A 20,521-nucleotide genomic window follows, 5' to 3' on the forward strand; every position below is an offset into this window, starting at 1 on the left:
CTCGGGATCTGTTCAAATACGGCCGAATACAACTTCTAAGGGAGTATTTGTGAGAGTTAGCAGGTTCAATAGCCCTTAGCGTGGTTAAGAGGTGTTTAACTCGCTTGAGGCGTGAATATCGCATGTGCCGGATGTAATTTTCATTGTTACACTAATAAAGTGCCTCGAAAAAGAACGATTCTGCATTTCCACTTCAAGGATTGATTTAGCATCCTCAGGAACGATTCTTACTTACTTGGGTTCAGCATTTCTATAATGTTTTCAATCGCCAAAAAAACCCACCGCGACAAAATCAAAGATGGGGGAGTTGTATGTTTAATATGAAGAAGGCTTCAACTGTTTTTTATGCTTCAATTGCAATACTGGCTGTTCTAATTCTTATGGGGATATTGATGCCTGCCTCGCTGGAGAGCATCACAACCACAGCACAAAATTTTATCACGGATAAATTCGGCTGGTATTATCTAGGGATCGTTACTGTGTTTGTGTGTGTATGTATTTATTTGCTGGTCAGTCCTGTCGGCCAAATCAAGCTTGGCAAGCAGGAGGATAAGCCGGAATTCTCACGCCCGACCTGGCTTGCCATGTTATTTAGTGCAGGTGTCGGAATCGGCTTGATCTTCTACGGCACGGCAGAACCGATAAGCCATTATGCCGTAAGCTCGCCTACAGGGCAGCTTGGCACAGATCAAGGAATTAAAGACGCCATGCGGTTTACTTTTTTCCACTGGGGCATTCATGCCTGGGCGATTTATGGCTGTGTTGCCCTCGTTATTGCTTACTTTACCTTCAGAAAAGGCGAGCTCAGCTTAATCAGCCGTACATTAAGACCACTGATTGGCAAACATGCCGATGGGTTTGTGGGTAAGGTAATTGATGTTATCGCTGTAATTTCCACAGTCATAGGGGTTGCTACAACACTGGGCTTTGGTGCAACGCAAATCAACGGAGGTCTCTCCTATTTGTTTGGGACACCGAGCAACAATGTGACTCAGACGATTATTATTGTCATTCTGACCATTCTTTTTATGATATCTGCGCTTACAGGCATCAGCAAAGGAATCAAGATTCTTAGTAATTTGAATATGGGGCTGACGCTCGTTCTCTTCCTGTTTGTATTTTTCTTGGGATCGACCGTATTCACTTTGAATTTGCTCATGGATACAATCGGAGGTTATTTGCAAAATTTCATCAACATGAGCTTTCGAATTGCTCCGCTTAATCAAGACGCCAGAAGCTGGATTAACGGCTGGACTATTTTCTACTGGGCTTGGTGGATTGCTTGGTCTCCATTTGTCGGTGTGTTTATTGCCAGGGTATCCAAGGGTAGAACCATTCGTGAGTTTGTTATCTACGTATTGCTTGTGCCTTCACTTATTGGCTTCCTATGGTTTACGACCTTTGGCAGTGCAGCGATTATGACCGAAGTGTCCGGAGCGATGTCCATCTCTTCTTTATCAGCAGAAGAATCTCTATTCGGTGTTCTAGAAGGCTTCCCGATGAGCATGGTGTTGTCCATTCTCGCCATCATTATTATTGTAACGTTCTTTGTAACATCGGCGGATTCGGGTACCTTTGTTCTCGGTATGATGACTACCAACGGCTCCCAAAATCCGAGCACTCAAATTAAAGTCGTATGGGGAATCTTTCTGTCCATTACTGCGCTGGCGCTGCTCTATTCCGGTGGACTACAGGCACTTCAGAACACGATGATTATAGCTGCGCTTCCGTTCTCAATCGTCATGGGCTTAATGGTTGTCAGCTTCATTAAATCACTTAATCAGGAGGCTAGAGAGCTGGGGATCGGACAGATCAGAAGCAGTAAGAAGATGAAAACGCCCAATCAATCAACATAGCCTTCTAAGTCCAATAGCATAACGCAACTCAAAAAAATGCTGACACAAAGGGCCTGTCCCAAAAGCAGGTTGGTTCGCTTGAGGCGACAGCTCACATTGTGTCTAAATCAGTTAAAATAAAGAAAAGGCGGTGCTAGGGTTGTTATCCCTGCTACCTGCCCGGGACAAGTTAAGGGAGACGCCAAATTCAGCGTCTCCCTTTTTTTATTCCTTATAAGCTTATGGCACCAATGATTAAAGCCGTTGCAAGCATGACGAGCGTTGTGCCGATCGCCCACTTCAATGTATACCGCTGGTGATCGCCAAAATTAACACCGGCCAGACCGACCAGCAAATAAGTGGACGGAACGAGTGGACTCAGCAAGTGAACGGGCTGACCGAGCAGCGAAGCGATAGTCATTTGTGCGGGATCAATCCCATATGTGGTTGCGGCCTCTGCAAGCAAGGGCAGGATGCCGAAGTAATAAGCATCGTTTGACATGAAGAAGGTCAGCGGCATACTCGTTATTGCTGTAATGATCGGCAAATACGGACCGAGCGACTCGGGCACCATATTGACCATCGTATGAGCCATTGCATCTACCATTCCCGTACCGCTCAAAATTCCTGTAAAAATACCGGCGGCAAATACCATCGAAGCTACGTTCAGCGCGTTTCCGGCATGGGCTGTAATCCGTTCTTTCTGCGCTTCCAACTTCGGGTAATTGATCATCAGCGCAAGCGCGAACGCGATCATGAATAAAATCATAAGTGGTATGACATCAGCCAATAATCCTGCCATCAATGCGACCGTTAGCGCCAGGTTTACCCAAATGAGATGAGGCCGCTTGTAATCCGGAATGTCGGCAGCTACAGCTTCTTCGGCAAAAGTTTGCAGATCCATTGAAAGGCTATATTTACTGGACTGAAGCCGCTTGCGTTCCTTCCTCCCTATAAAAAAGGCAACCAGAACGACCCAGCAAGACCCAACGATCATTCCCGGAATAAGGGGATTGAACACCTGCGAAACGTCCAAATTCAGTGCGCTTATCGCTCTTGCTGTAGGACCTCCCCATGGTAAAAGATTCATTACCCCTCCTGCAAGCATCGTTACGGCCGACAGAATGAGCGGGTTCATGTTCAGCTTCTTGTACAAAGGCAGCATCGCCGCGATGACGATCATATAGGTCGTGGAACCGTCACCATCGAGTGAAACGAACAGGGCAAGGAGCGCTGTGCCGACGACAATTTTCATCGGGTCCCCTTTAACGGCTTTCAAGGTCAGGTTTACCAGTGGGTCGAACAATCCGGCGTCAATCATAATGCCGAAATACAAAATACCGAATATGAGCATTACGCCTGTCGGGGCGATCGATTTCACCCCATCCATCATCATAGGGCCAAGGTCTGTGCCGAATCCGGCGATGAGTGCGAATAGGACGGGAACAAGAATAAGCGCTACCATAGCTGAAAGTCGGTTAGACATGATCAAATACATAAATGTGGCAACCATCAAGAAACCGAGTAATGATAACATAGTGTATACCTCCATTTTCATCGAGCTACAACATCGGGTGAAGCGCTTTCGGAAAGCGGTTACAAATTTGGATAATTTCTTAAATTATAAACAAGCAACTTCAAGACGAATAGATTTAATAAATTATTATCATTATTTTTATAAAATTTATGGACTTTACGGTGTGGAAGCGAATTCATCGGTTTGGTACAATAGACAAATCTAGCAGCATAGACAATGGTAGACTTTAGATCCTTCTATTCTAATAAAGTATAACTTTTAAGATACAGCAAGGGAGGTCAGAGATGCGGACAATGAACAAGATTCGTGTCAGTTTGTTTACCCAAATTGCTCTCTTGATATCCGCCGTTCTGATTGCAAGCCTGGTCCTCTTCTGGACGGTTTTCTCGCTTACAGTAGATCAGATTATTACCAAATACATGGGTCAGCAAGTGTTGACGGTTGCGAAAATGACGGCGCACGATCCGAGGATTATTGCCGCTTTCGCCGCGCCCGATCCATCTGACGCTATTCAGCCGATTGCGGAGTCCATTCGCAAAGAAACGGGGGCGAGTTACGTCGTCATCGGCAACAAGGAAGAAATTCGCTACTCCCACCTGGATCCGGACCGCATTGGTGAAATGATGAAGGGTGAAGATAATGCTTCCGTTCTGAGCGGTCAGTCGATTGTCTCCGAAGCGGTAGGTTCGCTAGGGGCGTCCTTGCGTGGAAAAGCGCCGATCCGCAGCGCTGAAGGGGAAATTATCGGCATCGCATCTGTCGGGTTTATGACGGATAAAATTAATGATGTGGGCGAAACCTATCGCCGCGGTCTGTATGGGTTCGCGAGCCTGCTTCTTGTCTTTGGCTGTGCGGGCGCGTATTTGATCGCACGCCGGGTGAAGAGACTCTTCCTCGGACTTGAACCGGAACAAATTTCATTCCTGTACCGGCAGCGCGAAGCAACATTCGAGTCAATCCGTGATGCAATCGTCGCCGTCGACAAGCAGCAGAACATTATCCATATGAACAAGAGGGCCCGCGAACTGCCGGAATGGCAGCTTTTTGCTGTCGGCAGCAAGCTTTCCAATCCGAAACTGCAGACGGTGATGCAGGAGGTTATCGAATCGAAGCGGGGCGTACAGCATGGAAGGGTTTTCTTTGACGACCGGCTTTATGCGTTGACGGCAATGCCGATTATTCAAGGGGGCAAGGTGATCGGTGTCGTGTTTACTTTTTATGCCGTTTCTGAAATTGAGCAGCTTACCAATGAATTTTCCAAAATAAAAGCGTTCTCCGACAACATGCGCGCGCAAAACCATGAGTATTTGAACAAGCTGAATACGATTTACGGTTTGCTTGCTCTAAAGCATTACGATAAAGCGTTAGAACTGATTACGGACGAGGTGAAGGAGCGGCAGGATATCATCGCTTTTTTGGTTTCATCCGTAAAAGATCCGTTAATTGCGGCATGCCTGCTAGGGAAGATCAACAGGGCGAAAGAAATGAAGATCAATCTTATCATCGATCCCGAAAGCCGTTTGATCGACCTGCCCGTTAGTGTGGATGCGAAGTCTCTCGTAACCATCATCGGTAATATTATCGACAACGGTCTTGAAGCGGCGCTGGAGCTGCGAGGCCATGAGGCTGAAGTCTCTGTTTCGTTCACGGATTTCGGAAATGACATTGTGTTCGACATCGAGGATAACGGACCCGGCATCTCGCAAGACAAGACCGGTGTCATTTTCTCCGACGGATACTCCTCCAAGCCGGGAAGAAACAGGGGGCTGGGTCTGGCACTTGTGAATCACGAGCTTGAGGCCCTACATGGCGCCATTTATATCGACAAGAGCGGAGCGGGCGGAGCGAGATTTACCGTAGTAATACCGAAATTATCATAAATAGTCCTATCAGAAAGAAGGTATTCATGTGAATCAATCTCCGATTGAGGTTATGATCGTAGAAGATGACCCCACAGCGGCCAAAATATACGAACAAATTACGCACAAACAGGAACGGTTTAAAGTGGTGGCCACTGCCGCAACCGGCTCTCAGGCGCTAGATCTGCTGGAGGTGTATACACCGAATTTGATACTGCTGGACGTGCATTTGCCGGATATGAACGGGATGGACTTGCTTCGAAACGTGCGCCAGAAGAATGAAAAAATCGATGTCATCCTGATTACTGCGGCCAATGATACGGAGACGGTTAGCCAAGCGATTCACGGCGGGGCGTTCAGTTATTTCATCAAGCCGATTATGATTGACAAATTTCTGATCATCCTCTCGCGGTATGCTGAAGCATTCGAGCAATTGACCCGGAAGAAGACGATGGAGCAAGAAGAAGTCGACCGGTTATTCCGGGCTGTCGGCCAGGGAGAGAGATTCGCATTGAAGTCCCAGGCAGAACCGACGCAACTGCCGAAAGGCATTGACAGATTTACTTTAAAAACGATGAGAGAGACAATTAAATCCATCGGCAAACCGGTCGGAGCAGACGAAGTGGCCGAGCTCGCCGGCACTAGCCATTCGACTGCAAGAAGATATTTGGAATACATGGTATCGATAAACGAGTTGAATGTTGAAACCGTCTATGGTACAGTGGGCCGTCCAGAGCGAAAATACAGTTGGCATTTAAGCTGATACGGGTTGCCCCTCTCCCGTGAAATATATGACGAAAATGAATCTAATTCACTTTAAGTTGCGATAAATAATGTTCACTATATAATCAAATAAAGTATATTTCATGGATTGTCTCCAGCTGATTAGCTGGAATCATTGAACGCGCTTTCAAGTGCGTACCGGGATTTGTGAGAGAGTAATTCATCAATATTCCCGGTGACGCCAGCCCGGCGTTGTAAACATTCCAAATGGAGAGGGGTAACAACTGTGAGTTCGGAAATTATTACTGATGAAATGCGCTTGCTCCAAGATACCGGCGTCGTCCATGATAATCTTTCGGTTCCGAGCTTGATAGAGCTCGCTTTAGCCCGCAACGAGGGTCGGTTGACTTCCACTGGTGCCCTGCAAGTATTAACCGGTAAATATTCTGGCCGTTCTCCGAAGGACAAATATATTGTCGATGAGCCGGGCATCACGAATTCGATTCATTGGGGATCTGTTAACCGTCCGATCTCCGAAGCACATTTCCTCAGGATGTACGAGAAAGCGCAAAATTACATGAACAGCCGCGATGTATTCGTATTTGACGGATTTGCCGGAGGAGACCGCGAGTATCAGATGAAATTCCGCGTCGTTACCGAATTGGCGTGGCACAACTTATTTATGCACCAACTGCTAGTTCGTCCTACGGCGGACAATCCGTTCACCGGGCAGCCGGATTTTACGATCATCGATCTTCCGGGACTTAAAGCCGACCCGGCTATCGACGGAACTTCGAGCGAAACCTTCATTCTCATCTCGTTCGAGCGGAAGATCGTGCTGATCGGTGGTACGATGTATGCCGGCGAGATGAAGAAATCCGTATTCAGCATTCTGAACGGCCTGATGCCGATGAAAGACATGTTCCCGATGCATTGCTCCGCAAATATTGGGGAAAAAGGCGACGTCGCCTTGTTCTTCGGTCTATCCGGCACAGGTAAAACAACACTTTCGGCCGACCCGGCTCGCCAGTTGATCGGTGACGACGAGCACGTATGGTCCGATAAGGGTGTATATAACATCGAAGGCGGCTGCTATGCAAAGTGTATTGGACTTTCCGCTGAGAAAGAGCCAATGATTTGGGACGCCATCAAGTACGGTACTGTACTCGAAAATGTCGTCGTAGATTCCGTCAGCCGTATTACAGACTACGACGATAACAGCTACACGGAAAATACGAGAGCCGCATATCCTCTGGATTATATTCCGAACGCCTTTGCTGGTGGTGCGGCCGGACACCCGAACACGATCGTATTCTTGACCGCCGATGCTTTCGGCGTATTGCCCCCGGTCGCCAAATTAACGAAACCGCAAGCGATCTATCATTTCTTGTCGGGCTACACTTCGAAACTCGCAGGTACCGAACGAGGAGTGACCGATCCGGAAGCGACGTTCTCCGCCTGCTTTGGAGAGCCGTTCTTGCCGCTTAACCCGGGTGTATATGCGGATTTATTGAGCGATAGAATTACGCGGCATAACGTCGATATTTACCTGATTAATACCGGTTGGATCGGCGGGCCGTATGGTATCGGCGAACGAATCAATTTGCGATATACTCGCGCCATGGTTACTGCAGCACTGGACGGAACGCTGAAGAATGCGTCTTATGCTAAAGATCCCGTGTTTGGATTGCCTATACCCGATTCGGTGCCCGGGGTTCCAGTCGATATTTTGCAGCCGATAAACGCTTGGGACGACAAATCCAACTATATGGTCCAGGCTCGCAAGCTGGCGTTACTTTTTAACCATAATTTCGAAAAATTCATTAGCGTTGTCCCGGAAGATATCGCAATGGCAGGTCCGGTGTTAACGTAAAATCAACGTATTAACAATAGCCCTCAAATGGCCCAAGGTCATTTGAGGGCTATATTTGTTGAAGCGCGAGCGTTCGCTCCACGATAAAATCACAAATAGGGTAAACTGCCGCAATTGGAATGAGTTATTGCCAGAAGTTAATTAAAACAACTGTCGGGGTGTTAATCGCGTACGGATTGTTGAATTCAACCATCGTAACAGGAGTTATATTCAATGTTGGTGCAGTTAGTCTATTTACCGAGCCTGAGAACACTTTAGTGGATACACCATATTCTACCTTATGCGGCATTTTGTCTTTACGCAAATCCTGATAGTGCGAAAGCGGGTTCCCTAGTGCGGGGACCCGTTTCTTTTTGAATCGGGACTCGTACGACAAGGAGTAATAAAGACTTTATACTTTTTTATCCATAGTGAATCGTTTATAATGGTGAGTGAAGAACACGGATTAATTTATACAAAATAAGACAACAGATATGGTATGGTAACAATTGGAGCATACGATCTGTGTTCCTAGGTGACGCCTTGCTTATGCTTATTGTGACATCGTAGCAGAGCGCCTACCCTTTTTTTCAAATATACGATAAGGAAGGGTTTCAATGAGCAACGAACAGACAAATACAGACATTATTTTAATTGGTGCAGGAATAATGAGCGCAACGCTGGGTGCGATACTCAAGGAACTCGCTCCGAACTGGGAAATCAAAGTGTTTGAGAAGCTTGGAAAGCCGGGAGAAGAAAGCTCTAATGAATGGAATAATGCGGGTACAGGCCACGCTGCATTGTGCGAGCTTAATTATACCTCCGAGAAACCGGACGGATCTGCCGATATCAGCAAAGCCGTCAATATTAATGAGCAGTTTCAGCTGTCCAAACAGTTCTGGTCTTATCTTGTAAACCGCAAATTCATTCGTAATCCTCAGGATTTTATTATGCAGATCCCTCATATGAGCATGGTGGAGGGGAAGAAGAATGTTTCTTTCTTGAAAAATCGTTTTGAAGCGCTCTCAAATCATCCTCTGTTTCAAGGAATGGAATACTCTGATGATCCTAAGAAACTGAAGGAATGGATGCCGCTGATCATGGAAGGCCGTACCCTGAATGAACCGATTGCTGCCACCAAAATTGACTCCGGCACAGACGTCAATTTTGGCGCTTTAACGCGCATGCTGTTTGACCACCTCAAGAGCAGGAATGTGGAGATCAACTATAACCATAGCGTAAAGGATATCAAGCGTACCAGTGATGGATTGTGGAAAGTGAAGGTACATGATATCCATAGCAGACAAACCGAATATCATACGGCGAAGTTCGTCTTTATCGGAGGCGGAGGCGGAAGTCTGCCTTTGCTGCAAAAGACCGGCATCCCGGAATCCAAGCATATTGGAGGCTTTCCGGTAAGCGGTCTGTTCATGGTCTGCAACAATCCGGAGGTCATCGCAAAGCATCATGCCAAAGTATACGGCAAAGCGAAGGTCGGTGCCCCTCCTATGTCGGTTCCGCATTTGGATACCAGATACATTGATAACAAGAAAGGATTGCTGTTCGGGCCGTTTGCCGGATTTTCACCGAAGTTTCTAAAGACGGGCTCCTATTTCGATCTGATCGGTTCCGTTAATCCGAACAATATCATGACGATGCTCGCGGCAGGTGCTAAAGAAATGGCACTTACCAAATACCTGATCCAGCAAGTAATGCTCTCCAATGAGAAGCGCATGGAGGAGCTGCGCGAATTTATTCCGAATGCCAAAAGCGAGGATTGGGAGGTCGTCGTGGCCGGCCAGCGCGTACAGGTGATCAAGGACACAGAGGAGGGCGGCAAAGGAACCCTTCAATTTGGTACAGAAGTAGTTAGTTCTGCAGATGGCTCGATAGCTGCATTGCTCGGCGCTTCTCCGGGTGCTTCTACTGCCGTTCATGTCATGCTTGAGGTACTGAATAAGTGCTTCCCGCAGTATATGACAGAGTGGGAACCGAAGATAAGAGAAATGATTCCTTCCTATGGCATATCGCTGGTAGAGGATCGCGCGATGCTTCAGAAGATCTCTGCATCAACGTCCGAGATATTAGGTATTGGGAGTATAGAGCAGGACTCTATCAAAACTTCACCAATGAAGCTTAATGGAAGCATGTAGCTGCTTCAGCTTAGCATAGAAATTGCCTGGATTAAAATAAATAATATAGTATAGGGGCCTTGAATCCGAGCTTGGATTTAAGGCTTTTATATATAAATATGGAAAATGGTTTGATAATCGAAAGGTTTTAAAATATAATTGACTCATACTTATAATGATAATCATTATCATTATAAAAAATACATATTTATGAGGAATACACATGAGACTATGGATGTTAATAGCGGCAGCTATAGTCCTGTCATTTGTTTCGCTATTTATTGGTGCGATTGATATTAACATCTTTGACTTGTTCAATGGTAATACGGAAAAAATGCACATTTTCCTTATCAGTCGGGTACCCCGCTTAATGGCAATCATACTGGCAGGCATAGGCATGAGTATCGCGGGATTGATTATGCAGTCCCTAAGCCGCAACAAATTTGTATCACCCACCACGGCGGGCACGCTCGACGCAGCGAAGCTGGGAATCTTGATATCCATGCTCTTCTTTGCGAATGTCAGCTATACGTGGCAGGTCATCTTCTGTTTTGTCTTTGCGCTTGCAGGTACATTAGTATTTATGAGAATTTTGGATCGAATTAAATTTAAGGATGTTATCTTCGTTCCGCTCATCGGGATTATGTACGGTAATATTCTATCGTCAATCACGACCTTTTTCGCTTATGAAGGCGATTTGCTTCAAAATATTTCTTCATGGCTGATGGGAAGCTTCACCCTGGTTATTGCAGGACGCTATGAACTCTTGTATCTGAGTGTTCCGGCTGTAATTCTGGCGTATTTATACGCCAACAAATTTACGGTCGCAGGGATGGGCGAGGATTTTGCCAAGAATCTAGGTCTAAGTTATAAAGCAGTGCTGAATATAGGACTTATCTTAGTTGCGATTATCGCTACAACTGTTGTGCTGACCGTTGGTGTTATACCGTTCTTGGGACTTATTGTGCCTAACATTGTGTCGCTATATCTGGGGGATAATCTGCGTAAAACCATTCCGCATACCGCAGCACTTGGTGTCGTATTCCTGTTAGCTTGTGATATTGTGGGGCGCATTGTAATTCATCCTTTTGAAATTCCAGTTAACGTAACGGTGGCGGTAATTGGCAGTGCGATCTTCTTATTTATGTTATTTAGGGGGAGAGCATATGCAAAAAAATAGCACAAAATTAATTCTACTAGGGATCGTTGGCATTGCTTGTATTTTGCTCTACGCCTTCTATGACATAAAAGGCGGGTTTGATTACGCCTTCCCAAGACGCATGGTTCGCATCGGGGCTATGGTTGTAACAGGTATCGCAATTGCGTATTCAACCGTCGTATTCCAGACCATTACGCATAATCGGATCTTGACTCCTTCTGTGATGGGATTGGACTCGATGTATGAGGTCGTGCAGACCTTAATTTATTTCTTTGCAGGCTCCATGTCGGTATGGGTGCTGAATAAGTACTTGAATTTTGGCGCAGCGATTGCTGCGATGGTCCTGTTTGCGCTGATCTTGTATCGGTTCTTGTTCAGGGCGGATAAGCATCCGATTTATTTGCTGTTATTGATAGGGATGATCCTGGGGACACTGCTCGGCAGCTTCGTCACCTTCTTGCAAGTGCTGATTGATCCGGTAGAGTATTTAAGCCTTCAAAGCCGTCTCTTTGCGAACTTTACCAACGTGAAGGACGACCTGTTATACGTCTCTATTGTGATTCTTGGCATTGCATTTATTTACGGCTATCGCATTATGCATAAGCTCGACGTCATGTCGCTGGGCCGAGAGAATGCGATCAATCTAGGTATTAACTATGACGGCATGGTCATGAGAGTGCTGATCCTGTCTTCCGTGCTGATTGCGACATCTACAGCGCTTGTAGGTCCAATCACATTTTTTGGACTTATTGTGGCCAATCTCGCTTATCAATTTATAGTGACCTATAAACACTCTATATTGATCCTGGGGGCCAGCCTAATTAGTATTATCGCACTGGTAGGCGGACAATTTCTCGTCGAGCATATACTCGAACTGCGCACCACATTAAGCGTAATTATTAACTTTGTCGGCGGAGTTTACTTTATATTCTTATTACTCAAAGAAAGCAGGGCGGCCGGAAGATGATAGAAATCAAAGGATTAACGAAGCGATTTGGCAAAAAGCCTGTTGTGGAGAACGTGTCGGTAACGATTGAATCAGGGCTCATCACATCGTTCATTGGTCCGAATGGTGCGGGTAAATCTACCCTGCTGTCTATGGTCAGCCGTTTACTCGATTCAGATACTGGGGAAGTGCTTATCGACCAGAATGACGTGAAGAAGTGGAAGTCCAGCGAGTTCGCGAAGCGGGTATCCATACTGAAGCAGTCAAACTTTATTAACGTACGCTTGACGGTGCGAGAGCTGGTTTCTTTTGGACGATATCCATACTCAAAAGGGCGCCTTAACGCGGAGGATGAGCAGTTCGTAGATCAAGCGATCGAATATATGAATCTTGTCGAAATGCAGGATAAGTATTTGGATGAATTGTCAGGCGGACAGAAGCAGCGTGCATTTATCGCTATGGTCATTGCCCAGGATACGGACTATATTCTGCTGGATGAACCACTCAACAATCTGGATATGAAGCACTCTGTCCAAATTATGAAAATACTTCGCAAGCTCGTTAACGAGCTGGGCAAAACGGTCATTATCGTGCTTCATGACATTAACTTTGCTTCCGTATATTCTGACCGGATCGTAGCCCTTAAAGACGGCAAGCTGGTAAAGGACGGTCCGACACACGAAATTATTAATACGGAGGCCCTGCGCGATATCTATGACATGACGATTCCAGTACAAGAGCAGAATGGGAACCGAATTTGTGTCTATTTTGATGCACACTCGTAAGATCAAGAACTGGCTGTATTAAAGCCTGAGAAACAGCTGCAAACAGCTGATTTATCAGCGTTTCCTAAGGCGATCACTCTTAGGAGTAGGCAGCATCAACAGTAAGAAACAGTGAACATTTTATTAAATTAAATAGAAAATATTTTCAAAACTTTGTAAAAAACGTTTGACTTATCATGTATTAAAGAAATATAATGAGAATCGTTATCATCAATATGATAATGATTATCATTCTAAATAAAAGAAACGAAAAGGGGAGAATAGTGATAATGAAAAAGTGGAAATTCACTTCTGCAATACTTGCCATCGCTTTGATGCTTGGAGCATGCGGCACAACGGAAGAAGGAAGTACAACGGAAGAAACGAACGAAACAGCAGTCGTTGAGAGTGAGACAACTGCAAGCGGCAATGAAACAGCTGCACAATCAGCTGCTACATACCCACTAACTGTATCTCCTACGGTTGGTTCATCTCAAAGTGAAGAGACCGGAACCATCAACTATGAAGATGTTACATTTGAAAAAATGCCAGAGAAAGTCGTTGTATTCGACTATGGCTTCTTAGATACACTGAATGCACTGGGTGTTGAAGGAATTGTTGGTGTTGCCAAAGACTCCACGTTACCAGCCCATCTTGAAGAGTATGCTTCAGATGACTATGTAAGTGTAGGTGGCTTGAAGAGCCCGCTCTTGGAAGATATCGCTGAGCTTGAGCCAGACGTTATTTTCATCTCCGGTCGTCAATCTGCTTACTATGAAGAGCTGAAAGAGATCGCTCCGGTACTCTTCGTTGGTACACAGCAAGATGATTACTGGAACACATTCCTTGCTTCTGTTGACACGGCAGCCAAAATTTTCAGCAAAGAAGCTGAAGCTAAAGAGTACACTGCTAAATTCGATGCAGCACTAGAAGAAATCAATACTTTGGCAGGCAACTTTGAGACGTCACTGGTGACAATGTACAATGAAGGCAACCTGTCTGGATTTGCATCAGAATCTCGTTTCGGGTATATGTATGAAGTATACGGATTCAAGCCAGTAACAGAGGATATCGAATCTTCTTCCCATGGTTCTAACTTCGGATTTGAAGCGATCCTGGAATTCAACCCTGAAGTATTGTTCGTTATCGACCGTACAGCAGCTACAGGCAGCGACTCGAACATTGAAGCAGATATGGAAAATGACATCATCAAGAAAACAGCAGCTTACCAGAACGATCGTGTCGTTTACCTCGATGGTCCACTGTGGTACCTGAGCGGCGGCGGCCTGCAATCTGAGCTTGCTAAGATTGAAGAAGTATTGGCTGAATTGAAATAACATAAACAATTGAAAATGAGGGACTGCTGCAGAAAAGCGTGAATTTTCTGCAGCAGTCCTTTTTATATAGTCAGATATTTATGCACAATATGGAAATGTGAAGCCAATATGTTCGTTGTTATATATTTGCATATGCATTAACAAGTTCTATTCATCTAAATTTATTTGCCAAACCCTTATGTAAAATACCATTTAATGTAATATAATGGATTTAACTTGAGACTTACACTTGATGTGCTTGATAATATAGGTTTTATAAGGCGGTGATAAGGAGTCGTTTACAAGTTTAATTGAGCTCTACCCAAAAACTAACCAGAGATTTGGTTTCTCAGCATAATTAACGAATGAGTTAATTAATAAACTCCATAATGAAAGCGCTTAACATTGTAATTGGTAGAGCAGAATTAAGAAAGTGAAGATGTAATGTCATTTTAAGTTGTGAGAGTAGAGGTAGCAGCCAAATTGAAGGAGGAATAGATGGTGGACATTCGTTCAGCGAAGAAAATGGTTAGCATCTTTCTTATACTTATCATGATTGGTGCAGCGGTGTTATACCCGGCAGATACGGGCTATGCTGCAACAGTATATGTGACGGATAACGGATCTTCAATTGTAGTCAATACAGGATCAGGACTTGAATACATCGTAAATAAGGATAATGGCGACATTACTTCGGCCAAGATGAATGGCACGGAGCTGAGCAGCTCAGGGGGCAAAGGGTCTCACATTTCTTCAGGTCTCGGATCGGCTGCAAATGTGACTTGGAGCAAATCTCCTTCGGGTTCTACGGTCCTGATCACGGTATCTACCGATACATTAACCCACTATTATTCGTCTCGCGGCGGTGAGAATATTATCTATATGGCGACTTACGTAACCGCCCAGCCATCAGTGGGCGAGCTGCGCTATATTTTTCGAGGAAATGGAAACGTTCTCACCGGTGTGCCGGCAAACTCTAACAATCGAGGAACGACGGGAGCGATTGAGAGCCAGGATGTGTTTGGACATTCGAATGGTCAGACAACCTCCAAATATTATGGTAATGATCAAGCCAAGGATTTGACGATACGCGGTGCTACGGGAAATGGTGTCGGCGTCTTCATGGCTTATGGCAATCGGGAGAAGAGCTCCGGCGGTCCATTCTTCCGTGATATCCAGTTCCAAAGTGGCGGGGATACAGAGATCTACAACTATATGAATTCCGGACATGCCCAGACAGAGAATTGGAGAATGGGGCTTCATGGCCCATATGCCTTGATCTTCACAACAGGCTCTACTCCGGCAGTACCTGACTTCAGCTGGATGTCGGGGCTTAATCTGCAGGGCTGGGTGTCCAGCCGAGGTAATGTTGTGCTTAACGGTCTTTCGGGTATGGATTCAGCTTACACGTACACGATTGGCTTTGCCAATAGCAGTGCCCAATACTGGGCAACGGCTTCCTCTACCGGATCGGCCTCTAGATACGGGATGATTCCAGGAACGTATACCATGACGGTATACAAAGGCGAACTGGCGGTATATACGGAAAATGTCACCGTGAATGCAAATGCAACGACGACGGTGAATACACGGACCATTAACAATGATCCAAGCGCAGCTTCTGCTATTTGGCGTATAGGGAACTGGGATGGTACACCGAGAGAGCTCCTGAACGGACAGACCATTTCGGTTCGGCATCCTTCCGACAGTCGTAATCCAAGCTGGGGTCCTGTAACATATGCGGTCGGCAGTGCAACAAATAAGTTTCCAGCGATTCAGTTCCGTGGAGAGAACTCTCCAACAACGGTTACTTTTAACTTGAATTCTTCGCAGGCGGCCGCTTCTCATGTGCTGAAGATTGGCATAACCGCAGCTTACAATAATGGACGTCCAAGTGTCACTATTAATGGAAATACGTTGAGTAACCCGGCGGGGTCCTCACAGCCTAATTCACGCAGCTTTACGATTGGTACTTACCGGGGAAACAATACGACCTTTACATGGAATATTCCGGCGTCCTACTTCAATAACGGTTCCAACACGTTGAACATTACGCCGATCAGCCGCTCTAGTGATTTGGGCAATTGGCTGAGTGCAGGCTGGGTCTATGATGCCGTCGAACTGTTAAATTAATCAGTAGGGTAAGAACCATTTCATAACTCAAGGAGCTGAAGGTATTATGAAATTGATTCAACTTGAACCGGCTCTTGCCCTATGCTTGTTGTAGGTGCAACGCCGGTTTATTCATGAAGAATCGTACGGATAAAGTGATAGAGAGAGATGAATCTATGTTACATTATGTATAGAGCGCTGTATGAAGCTGGGAAACAGCTCAGCTAACCGAGCTGATAAGGCTCACTACAACTTCAGAGACGGAGGGAATATGGATGAACGAGAAACGAAAGGACGAATTAGGAAGAAGGTTTTTGCTGAGCCCCTATATATTAGTAGATGAATGCAATGAACTGGAATTACAAGAACTGATCTTTCTCATTCATTCGGGGAAGCATTTGAAATCGAAGGAGGCTGTACCCGCTAAGCAGCTGGATGAGAGAATAAGCCTGTTATTTAACGTGCTGCACGAGAAAGTAAAAGATGCAGAAGCGCTATACATAGCCTATGAGAAAAAAACAAATTACCCTTACATCGATGCAGAGGATCGGATCTGGATGTTCTCCACAGAGGAATATGCTTCACATGCAGCCGATTATTTCTTGCAGCAGCAGCTGATGCTGGAGATGAAGCGGGTGGGCAAGGAAGATCTGATGAAGATGTTCGGCGAGCTTCACATGCTTGGGCTGCGAAAAATACTCGTAGATAACGGTCAATATCACACTATGCTGGATCGGGATGAACTGCTCCCCCCACCGGACTTCGGCAATACACCCGAGATTAATATTCCTGTAACCAACCCAGACTTGCAGCATGCCATCATTCGCTTTTTTCAATTCATTGGCATCAAAAGGAGCGGAGAAGGAGCCAGACAGCTGGCCAAGGAGTATGAGGCCAAGATGCTGTATGAAGTCCTTCGTGCCAAGTATCTAGTTCCCATGCAGCTGGAGGAAAAAGTGCCATCTGCACCGGATGAGCAGGGCAGAAAGACGATCAAGGAAGGTGCAAGAATACAATTTGCCGTACTGGGCGGCGAGGGAGATTCTAAATGGCTGCCTGTATTTACAGACTGGAAAGAGTTCGAGAAGGCTTATGATAAGAAGGTGTGGAGCAGCAACATTGCCACATACGATGACATTCTGGCAATATCGGCAAGAATGGATGGAATTGTGATTAACTGCAGGGGGATTGCGATTCCCATCCATGAGAAAAACAAGCAGATGATTGAGGCATACAGACAGGAGCTCGCTGCAGCAGCGGTCGAATCCTCTAAGGAAGCCCCAAACGAGGCCGTAAAAGAGGGTGATACGGAGGATGTGTCAGCCCAAGCACCTACTGATGCTCCAGATCGTGCATCCAATGCAGTATTAGATGAAGTAGTAAGCCAAGCTCCGAATGAGGCATCAGCAGAAGCACCAAATGACTCAACAACAGGAGCGCGAAATGATATTCATGCCGATCACGAGACAGAGAGTACCACTGATAATGGAGCTCAGAACGAAAGTGTAGCTGCAGATCAGACGAAGAATCAGCCTCTAGCTGCGACAATTGAGGAAGTGACGGTTCTGCAGGGAACAACGCCGCAGATCGGCGATCCTAGTGAGGTGTCAGAACCTCTCGCCCACTCGATAAAGGCATATCTGAAGAAGCAGAAGGGCGTCAAGAAGGCCTATTTAAAGTGGATGGTCAAAGGAGAGGAACAGAGCTATCTTCTCATCGTCGATTTTGAAGGGAGCCAGGAGGAGTTGTTCAGAGGCATTACCCAAGCAGCCACACCTCATTTGAACGGCTCACTGCTCGATATTACGGGTAGTGATGGCTGGGCCGCCGAGCATGTCAGGGATACGGAACCATTATATAAGAAGAAACGGTTTGGGTTTATTTGATCTAAATAAACGTTGGAAGTCTAGCAAGTGTACAATATAAAAGAACGGATCTGCGCATCAAATGCTGCTCCGTTCTTTTTTAGATAGCAGCGTTAAGCCTTCGTATACTTCTTAACCAGATCCACCAGCCCGCTCCCGGAACGGATATCTCTCATATTAGCGGCTTATAGGGCTCTAGAGGAATTTGGTCGTTGTTTACGACGATAATCAGTTCTTTGGTCGAGTAAAGCTGTCTGCTGTAATTTAGAAAAAGCGGAGTCATATAGCTGCGTCGATTCGTGCAGGTGATGATGGATAAACCTTGTTTTTTTACCAGATGCTCTAGTCTTCTGCTCACCTCATCACTCCTCTCTATCCTAGAGAATTAGAAGTCTTTCACTAACCTATGATATGTAAATGAAAGATTAGGAGAAAAGGTGATTGTCCATCTAAGGGATGCAATAAGGCGGATAAGGCGGTCACAGATACACTATCTTCATCGCTGGAAGGAGAATACATCGGCGAATGGAATTGTGTATAGGAGTATGAATCGAATCTAGTATGAATTTGAATACCTCGGGAGGTTAACGAAGATGGCGAAGCAGTTTTTGGCCATGCTGCCAGAGCATATTCAGTTTATCAGCAAACAGCATTTGTTCTTCGTAGGGTCATCGGCATTATCGCAGGATGGTCATGTGAATCTATCACCGAAAGGATACGATACATTCAGAGTGCTGTCTGACACCCAGGTCGCCTATCTAGATCTGACCGGAAGCGGCAGCGAGACAAGCGCTCATATCAAAGAAAATGGACGATTAACTATCATGTTTTGTGCATTTGAGGGCCCGCCAAATATACTGCGCCTATATGGTACAGGTAGAGTGGTGCTGCCCAAGACGAAGGAATGGGAAGTGCTCTATCCTCAGTTTGACCCACTGCCCGGAGCGAGACAAATCATCGCCCTCGATATTCATAAGGTGCACACCTCTTGCGGGTACTCTATTCCGTTCATGTCATTTGAGAAGGAGAGGGATACACTCCAAAGATGGGCTGATCAAAAAGGGGAAGAAGGACTGAAGAGCTACTGGGAGCAGAAAAATAGTGCAAGCATAGATGGTTTGCCCACTCCGCTCGGCAAACGCCTTAAACCATAAAGCTAGTATTAATAATTCACCTGTGAGTATGGAAGCAATGAACATCTTTAAATTTCATAAGGAGTGGGAAAATGAAAGAAAATCTGAATCTGCAAGTACATCAGCTATCAGATCTTCCAAATCTTAAGGTACACGGACGAACGACGGGCAGGCTCGCTCCACTTACTTTATTCTGGACCGGTAGTGGCATTGAATTGAATAGCACAGGCTCCGAGCTCTGGCTCGAAGTCGAAGTGGATTACAGCCAGCATGAACAGTGGATCTCTATTCTGATCAACGGGGTACCGGCAGCGAGACAGATGCTCACGTATGGCAGATACTGGATCTGCTTATTCAGAGGCATGAATGATAATACGGTCAAAAATATGCGAATCATCAAAGAGGTTCAGGCTATGAGTGCTGATCCGGATGCCCTGCTGCAATTTCATGCTGTCAAGGGCGATGGCCAGTTTATGCCTGTCCCAGAGCGGGCTTTGAAGCTGGAATTTATCGGCGACAGCATTACTTCCGGGGAAGGGGCTGTTGGCGCAAAGTCGGAGCAGGACTGGATTCCGATGTGGTTTAGTGCTGTCAGCAATTATTGCGCGATGACTGCAGCAGCGCTCAATGATGCGGAATACCGTATCCTGTCCCAGAGCGGCTGGGGTGTGCTCACAAGCTGGGATAACAATCCGAAGGCCAATATGCCCCGGTATTACGAGCAGGTCTGCGGCCTCCTTCCAGGGGAGAGGAACCGGGAGCTTGGTGTGCAGGAGCAGAACGATTTTGCCGCATGGCAGCCGGATGTCATTGTGGTCAATCTGGGTACGAATGATGGAGGTGCCTTTCACTCTCCTGAGTGGAGGGATGAAGCAGGTAGAAGAAGCCACAAGCAGCGGTTGAATCCGGATGGTAGCTATCATGAAGAGGACTTACAGGCATTCGAAAACGCAGTAGAGCAGTTCCTTGTCACCCTTCGAAAGAACAATAAGAATGCCCATATCGTCTGGGCCTACGGCATGCTCGGAATACCGATGATGCCGGCGATTTATCGGGGAGTGGATGCATACATATCGAGGTCGTCGGATCGCAAGGTATCTGTCTTCCAGATGCCGAATATGACGGAAGCTGCCATGGGTGCGAGAAGTCATCCCGGCGCATTAGCTCATGAGGAAGCAGCCACAGCATTAGCGGGTTATATTAAAGGCATCCTTCAATCTGAATAGCAGGATATAAACAAACAGGCCGTCTCCCTTATATCGGGAAATGGCCTGATGCACATGGATTT

15 protein-coding genes are annotated in these 20,521 nt (G+C 46.0%); 13 read left to right on the forward strand and 2 right to left on the reverse strand.

Annotated elements, in window-relative coordinates; translation table 11 throughout:
* The first annotated feature begins 320 nt into the window (after window positions 1–320).
* Window positions 321–1,856 carry a glycine betaine uptake BCCT transporter gene (locus ACFQ3J_RS16635; protein WP_251583192.1) on the forward strand — a complete coding sequence of 512 codons (1,536 nt, stop codon included), beginning with the start codon at window positions 321–323 and terminating at the stop codon, window positions 1,854–1,856.
* A 211-nt stretch (window positions 1,857–2,067) separates the two neighbouring features.
* Here the strand turns inward: ACFQ3J_RS16635 and ACFQ3J_RS16640 are convergent, their stop codons facing one another.
* On the reverse strand, window positions 2,068–3,372 hold the full coding sequence (locus tag ACFQ3J_RS16640; RefSeq protein WP_251583090.1) for a CitMHS family transporter: 1,305 nt from the start codon (window positions 3,370–3,372) through the stop codon (window positions 2,068–2,070).
* A 284-nt stretch (window positions 3,373–3,656) separates the two neighbouring features.
* On the opposite strand from ACFQ3J_RS16640, the gene ACFQ3J_RS16645 reads away from it, so the two are divergent.
* From ACFQ3J_RS16645 to ACFQ3J_RS16690, 10 genes are all read left to right on the forward strand, one after another.
* Window positions 3,657–5,252: an ATP-binding protein gene (locus tag ACFQ3J_RS16645; protein ID WP_251583089.1), complete on the forward strand. Its 1,596-nt coding sequence runs from the start codon at window positions 3,657–3,659 to the stop codon at window positions 5,250–5,252.
* A gap of 28 nt (window positions 5,253–5,280) precedes the next feature.
* Window positions 5,281–5,994 (forward strand): response regulator, encoded by a 714-nt coding sequence (locus ACFQ3J_RS16650; protein WP_251583088.1) that lies wholly within the window; start codon window positions 5,281–5,283, stop codon window positions 5,992–5,994.
* A gap of 273 nt (window positions 5,995–6,267) precedes the next feature.
* Window positions 6,268–7,827 (forward strand): phosphoenolpyruvate carboxykinase (ATP), encoded by a 1,560-nt coding sequence (gene pckA, locus ACFQ3J_RS16655; protein WP_251583191.1) that lies wholly within the window; start codon window positions 6,268–6,270, stop codon window positions 7,825–7,827.
* Window positions 7,828–8,423: 596 nt separating this feature from the next.
* Entirely contained in the window at window positions 8,424–9,959 is a 1,536-nt protein-coding gene (gene mqo, locus ACFQ3J_RS16660) for a malate dehydrogenase (quinone) (RefSeq protein WP_251583087.1), read from the forward strand.
* Between the two features lie 202 nt (window positions 9,960–10,161).
* On the forward strand, window positions 10,162–11,118 hold the full coding sequence (locus tag ACFQ3J_RS16665; protein WP_091159985.1) for an ABC transporter permease: 957 nt from the start codon (window positions 10,162–10,164) through the stop codon (window positions 11,116–11,118).
* Window positions 11,105–12,064, forward strand: coding sequence for an iron chelate uptake ABC transporter family permease subunit (locus tag ACFQ3J_RS16670; RefSeq protein ID WP_091159986.1), 960 nt, complete (start codon window positions 11,105–11,107; stop codon window positions 12,062–12,064). The genes ACFQ3J_RS16665 and ACFQ3J_RS16670 overlap by 14 nt, the downstream gene beginning before the upstream one ends.
* Window positions 12,061–12,828 (forward strand): iron ABC transporter ATP-binding protein, encoded by a 768-nt coding sequence (locus ACFQ3J_RS16675; protein WP_091159988.1) that lies wholly within the window; start codon window positions 12,061–12,063, stop codon window positions 12,826–12,828. The genes ACFQ3J_RS16670 and ACFQ3J_RS16675 overlap by 4 nt, the downstream gene beginning before the upstream one ends.
* Window positions 12,829–13,097: 269 nt before the next feature.
* The gene (locus ACFQ3J_RS16680) at window positions 13,098–14,144 is read left to right on the forward strand and encodes a siderophore ABC transporter substrate-binding protein (protein WP_251583085.1); all 1,047 of its coding nucleotides are present in this window, start codon (window positions 13,098–13,100) and stop codon (window positions 14,142–14,144) included.
* A 477-nt stretch (window positions 14,145–14,621) separates the two neighbouring features.
* Window positions 14,622–16,256 (forward strand): rhamnogalacturonan lyase B N-terminal domain-containing protein, encoded by a 1,635-nt coding sequence (locus ACFQ3J_RS16685; protein WP_251583083.1) that lies wholly within the window; start codon window positions 14,622–14,624, stop codon window positions 16,254–16,256.
* A 254-nt stretch (window positions 16,257–16,510) separates the two neighbouring features.
* Window positions 16,511–18,121 (forward strand): enhanced serine sensitivity protein SseB C-terminal domain-containing protein, encoded by a 1,611-nt coding sequence (locus ACFQ3J_RS16690; RefSeq protein ID WP_251583082.1) that lies wholly within the window; start codon window positions 16,511–16,513, stop codon window positions 18,119–18,121.
* A gap of 151 nt (window positions 18,122–18,272) precedes the next feature.
* Here ACFQ3J_RS16690 and ACFQ3J_RS16695 read toward each other — a convergent pair whose 3' ends face one another.
* Window positions 18,273–18,458, reverse strand: a complete 186-nt coding sequence (locus tag ACFQ3J_RS16695) for a hypothetical protein (RefSeq protein ID WP_251583080.1) — start codon at window positions 18,456–18,458, stop codon at window positions 18,273–18,275.
* Window positions 18,459–18,693: 235 nt separating this feature from the next.
* Between ACFQ3J_RS16695 and ACFQ3J_RS16700 the strand changes: the two genes are divergently transcribed.
* Window positions 18,694–19,254 carry a pyridoxamine 5'-phosphate oxidase family protein gene (locus tag ACFQ3J_RS16700; protein WP_251583079.1) on the forward strand — a complete coding sequence of 187 codons (561 nt, stop codon included), beginning with the start codon at window positions 18,694–18,696 and terminating at the stop codon, window positions 19,252–19,254.
* Window positions 19,255–19,325: 71 nt separating this feature from the next.
* Window positions 19,326–20,459, forward strand: coding sequence for an SGNH/GDSL hydrolase family protein (locus ACFQ3J_RS16705; protein WP_251583078.1), 1,134 nt, complete (start codon window positions 19,326–19,328; stop codon window positions 20,457–20,459).
* The last annotated feature ends 62 nt before the right edge of the window (window positions 20,460–20,521 follow it).

This window comes from Paenibacillus provencensis (assembly GCF_042678545.1).
In the GTDB taxonomy this organism is placed as follows: Bacteria; Bacillota; Bacilli; order Paenibacillales; family Paenibacillaceae; genus Paenibacillus; species Paenibacillus provencensis.